4 protein-coding genes are annotated in these 3,616 nt (G+C 73.6%); all 4 read left to right on the top strand.

The window, feature by feature from the left end; genetic code table 11:
- Positions 1–623: glycosyltransferase family 4 protein (locus DZF91_RS26585; RefSeq protein WP_117359914.1), on the top strand; the 623-nt coding region annotated here is incomplete at its 5' end.
- 160 nt (positions 624–783) lie between these two features.
- Positions 784–1,320, top strand: a complete 537-nt coding sequence (locus DZF91_RS26580; RefSeq protein ID WP_117359913.1) for a LemA family protein — start codon at positions 784–786, stop codon at positions 1,318–1,320.
- 85 nt (positions 1,321–1,405) lie between these two features.
- A complete protein-coding gene (locus DZF91_RS26575; protein WP_235834587.1) occupies positions 1,406–2,437 on the top strand; it encodes a DUF3048 domain-containing protein in 1,032 nt (343 codons plus the stop codon).
- Positions 2,438–2,586: 149 nt separating this feature from the next.
- On the top strand, positions 2,587–3,510 hold the full coding sequence (pdxS, locus tag DZF91_RS26570) for a pyridoxal 5'-phosphate synthase lyase subunit PdxS (RefSeq protein ID WP_117359912.1): 924 nt from the start codon (positions 2,587–2,589) through the stop codon (positions 3,508–3,510).
- Positions 3,511–3,616: the final 106 nt, after the last annotated feature.

The following is a 3,616-nucleotide window of genomic DNA, read 5'->3' as shown; positions in this document are numbered from 1 at the left end:
GGCCCGGCCGCGACGCCACCGGCGCCCCGCGCGCGGGCGCGGCCGACGGCGGCGTGCTCGGCTTCCTCGGCCGCATGGACGAGCCCCGCAAGGGCCTGCAGGTGCTGCTGCGCGCCTTCGAGATCCTGGCCCCGCGGCGCCCCGGCCTGCGGCTGCTGATCGCCGGGCCCGGCGACGCCGACGACGTCCTCGGCCGCGTCCCGGCCGCGCTGCGCGACCGGGTCGTGGTGCTCGGCATGGTCAGCGAGGAGGACAAGATCCGCGCCTACCACTCGGTGGACGTGTTCGTCGCGCCCAACCTGGGCGGCGAGAGCTTCGGGATCGTCCTCGCCGAGGCCATGTCGGCGGGCGCGCCCATCCTGGCCAGCGACATCGAGGCGTTCGACCGGGTGCTGCTCGGCGGGCGCGCCGGGGCGCTGTTCCCGGTCGGCGACGCGGGGGCGCTGGCCGCGTCCGCCGCCGAGCTGCTGGACGACCCGGCCCGCCGCAAGCAGCTGTCGGTCGAGGCGCGCGACGCCGTGCGCCGCTACGACTGGTCGGCGGTCGCCCGCGACGTCCTGCGGGTCTACGAGACCGTCACCCTGCCCGGCCGCACCGTGGTCGAGATCGGGCGCGGGACGTAGCACGGCGCTACCACGGCGCCGCGCTCCCACCGCGGGGACGCGGCGGGACCGGTGAGACGAGGGACGACCGCGGCCGGCGACCGCCGACCGATGACCCCGGCCGACGACCCCGGCCGATGACCGACGACCGGCGACCGACGACTGAGGACAAGGACGCGTGATGCTGCCCGACTGGTTCTACGACGCCCTCTTCGTCACCGCCCTGCTGTTCCTCCTCGGCGCGTACGTCTCCTGGCGCGCGACCCGGCTGGACCGGCTGCACGTCCGGGTCGAGACGGCCCGCGCGGCCCTGGACGCCGCGCTCGTCCGGCGCTCGGCCGTCGCGCTGGAGCTGGCCGCCTCCCGGCTGCTGGACCCGGCCACCAGCCTGGTCCTGGCGACCGCGGCGCACGAGGCCCGCACCGCCGACGCCGAGGCCCGCGAGTTCGCCGAGAGCGACCTGTCGCGGGCCCTGCGCGCCGTGGTGGACCAGCCGGACTTCACCGCGAACGTGTCCGCCCGGCCGGACGGCCCGGCCGTTCTGGACGAGCTGGCGGCGGCCTCGGCGAAGGTCGTCTACGCCCGCAGCTTCTACAACGACGCCGTCGCGTCCGCCCGCACCGCCCGCCGGAAACTGCTGGTCAGGGTGCTGCCGCTGGCCGGACGGGCCGCCTGGCCGGACTTCTTCGAGATCGACGACGCCCCGCCCGGCCCCTGACCGGCCGGTCCGGGGCTCCGGCGGCGGGGCCCCGGGCCGTCGGCTACCCTCGGGGCCGGTCGCGTCGTCGAAAAGAGGAGAACGCGTGGGTTTCGTCCGCAACCGGCCCCTGCGAACGTGGACCGCCGCCGGCCTCGGCGGAGTGCTGGTCTGCGGAAGCCTCGCCGCCTGCGGCGGGGGAGGCGGGGACAAGTCCTCGCCCGCGCGCCCGGGGAAGGGCGGCGCCGCCGCCACGCCGACGGCCCTCGGCTACCACCCGCTCAACGGCGGCGGGACCGGCCTGCGCAACCCGGTCCTCGCCGTGAAGATCGAGAACACCGCCCCGGCGATGCCGCAGAGCGGCGTGTCCGCCGCCGACGTCGTCTACGTCGAGCAGGTCGAGGGCGGCGAGACCCGGCTGATGGCGGTGTTCTCCTCGCGCCTGCCCGCGCGGGTGGGCCCCGTCCGCAGCGCCCGCATCTCCGACCTGCACCTGCTCCCGCAGTTCGGCCGCCCGGCGTTCGCGTTCTCCGGCGTCCAGAGCAAGATGAAGAAGTACATCCGCAAGGCGCCGGTGTACGACATCTCGCAGGACAACGGCGGACGCGCCTACGTCCGCGACAACTCCCGCCGGATCCCGTACAACCTGTACGCCGACCCGAAGGACCTGCTGAAGCAGGCTCCCAAGGCCGAGGGCCCGAAGGACGTCGGGTTCCGCTTCGGCCCCGCCCCCGACGGCGGCACGCCCACCTCGTCCTTCACCGCGAAGTGGCCCGCCGCCGACATGGAGTTCACCTGGTCGGCCAAGGAGAAGCGGTGGCTGGCCTCCTTCCATGGCCGCCCCGACATGGACGCCGCCGGCGGACGCGTCGGAGGCCGGACGGTCGTCGTCCAGCGCGCGAAGACGACCCGCTCCCAGTTCCACGACTTCCTCGGCGCCTACACGCCCCTGATCCACACCACCGGGACCGGCACCGCCACCGTCTACCGCGACGGCAAGGCGTACGAGGCCAGATGGTCGCGGCCCAGCGAGGACAAGGGCACCACGTTCACGACCGCCGACGGCAAGCCGCTGAACTTCGCGCCGGGACAGGTCTGGATCGTGCTGGTGAACGACGGCAAGCCCTATATGCCCTAGAGCCCTTACAGGGTGTAAGTCATGTTCTCGGGATGGCTGCCGTACACGCCGTAACGCGGGCCCCGGCGGCGCTGACACTCTGCCGGGTCGAGAGGCTGCCCTAGCAGGCAATATCATGTGATCAGACTTGTCGTCCGTCCACGTGAGGAATGCCCGTGTCCACTCCCAGCAACGCCCCTGAGACCACCGCCCCCGCCACGGGCACCGCCCGGGTCAAGCGCGGCATGGCGGAAATGCTCAAGGGCGGCGTGATCATGGACGTCGTCACGCCCGACCAGGCCAAGATCGCCGAAGACGCGGGCGCGGTCGCCGTGATGGCGCTCGAGCGCGTCCCGGCCGACATCCGCGCCGAGGGCGGCATCTCCCGGATGAGCGACCCCGACATGATCGACGGCATCATCGAGGCCGTCTCGATCCCGGTCATGGCCAAGGCCCGCATCGGCCACTTCGTCGAGGCCCAGGTGCTGCAGTCGCTCGGCGTCGACTACATCGACGAGTCCGAGGTCCTCACCCCGGCCGACTACGACAACCACATCGACAAGTGGGCGTTCACCGTCCCGTTCGTGTGCGGCGCCACCAACCTCGGCGAGGCCCTGCGCCGCATCACCGAGGGCGCGGCCATGATCCGCTCCAAGGGCGAGGCCGGCACCGGCGACGTCTCCAACGCCACCACGCACATGCGCAAGATCCGCGCCGAGATCCGCCGCCTGCAGAACATGCCCGAGGACGAGCTGTACGTGGCCGCCAAGGAGCTCCAGGCCCCGTACGAGCTGGTCAAGGAGGTCGCGCAGGCCGGCAAGCTGCCCGTCGTGCTGTTCACCGCGGGCGGCATCGCCACCCCGGCCGACGCCGCCATGATGATGCAGCTCGGCGCCGAGGGCGTGTTCGTCGGCTCCGGCATCTTCAAGTCCGGCAACCCGGCCCAGCGCGCCGAGGCCATCGTGAAGGCCACCACCTTCCACGACGACCCCGACGTGATCGCCCGCGTCTCCCGCGGCCTCGGCGACGCCATGGTCGGCATCAACGTCGCCTCCCTCGGCGAGGACCAGAAGTTCGCCCACCGCGGCTGGTGACGCCGCGCGGCGGCGTCCCGGTGACCACCGGGACCGCCCGCCGGTGACGTCCGCGAGCCGGCCCTGCCCCCACGGCACGGCCGGCTCGCGCGCGGACGGCCTCGGA

The sequence above is a fragment of the Actinomadura logoneensis genome, from assembly GCF_003428695.1.
GTDB lineage: Bacteria > Actinomycetota > Actinomycetes > Streptosporangiales > Streptosporangiaceae > Spirillospora > Spirillospora logoneensis.
The sequence above is the reverse complement of the archived record's forward strand: the minus strand, read 5'-3'. Positions and strand labels throughout refer to the sequence as shown.

Bases quoted from the DNA above. Each gene is read 5' to 3' on its own strand.
- pdxS (WP_117359912.1), top strand. From the start codon at position 2,587: ATGCCCGTGTCCACTCCCAGCAACGCCCCTGAGACCACCGCCCCCGCC.
- DZF91_RS26580 (WP_117359913.1), top strand. From the start codon at position 784: ATGCTGCCCGACTGGTTCTACGACGCCCTCTTCGTCACCGCCCTGCTG.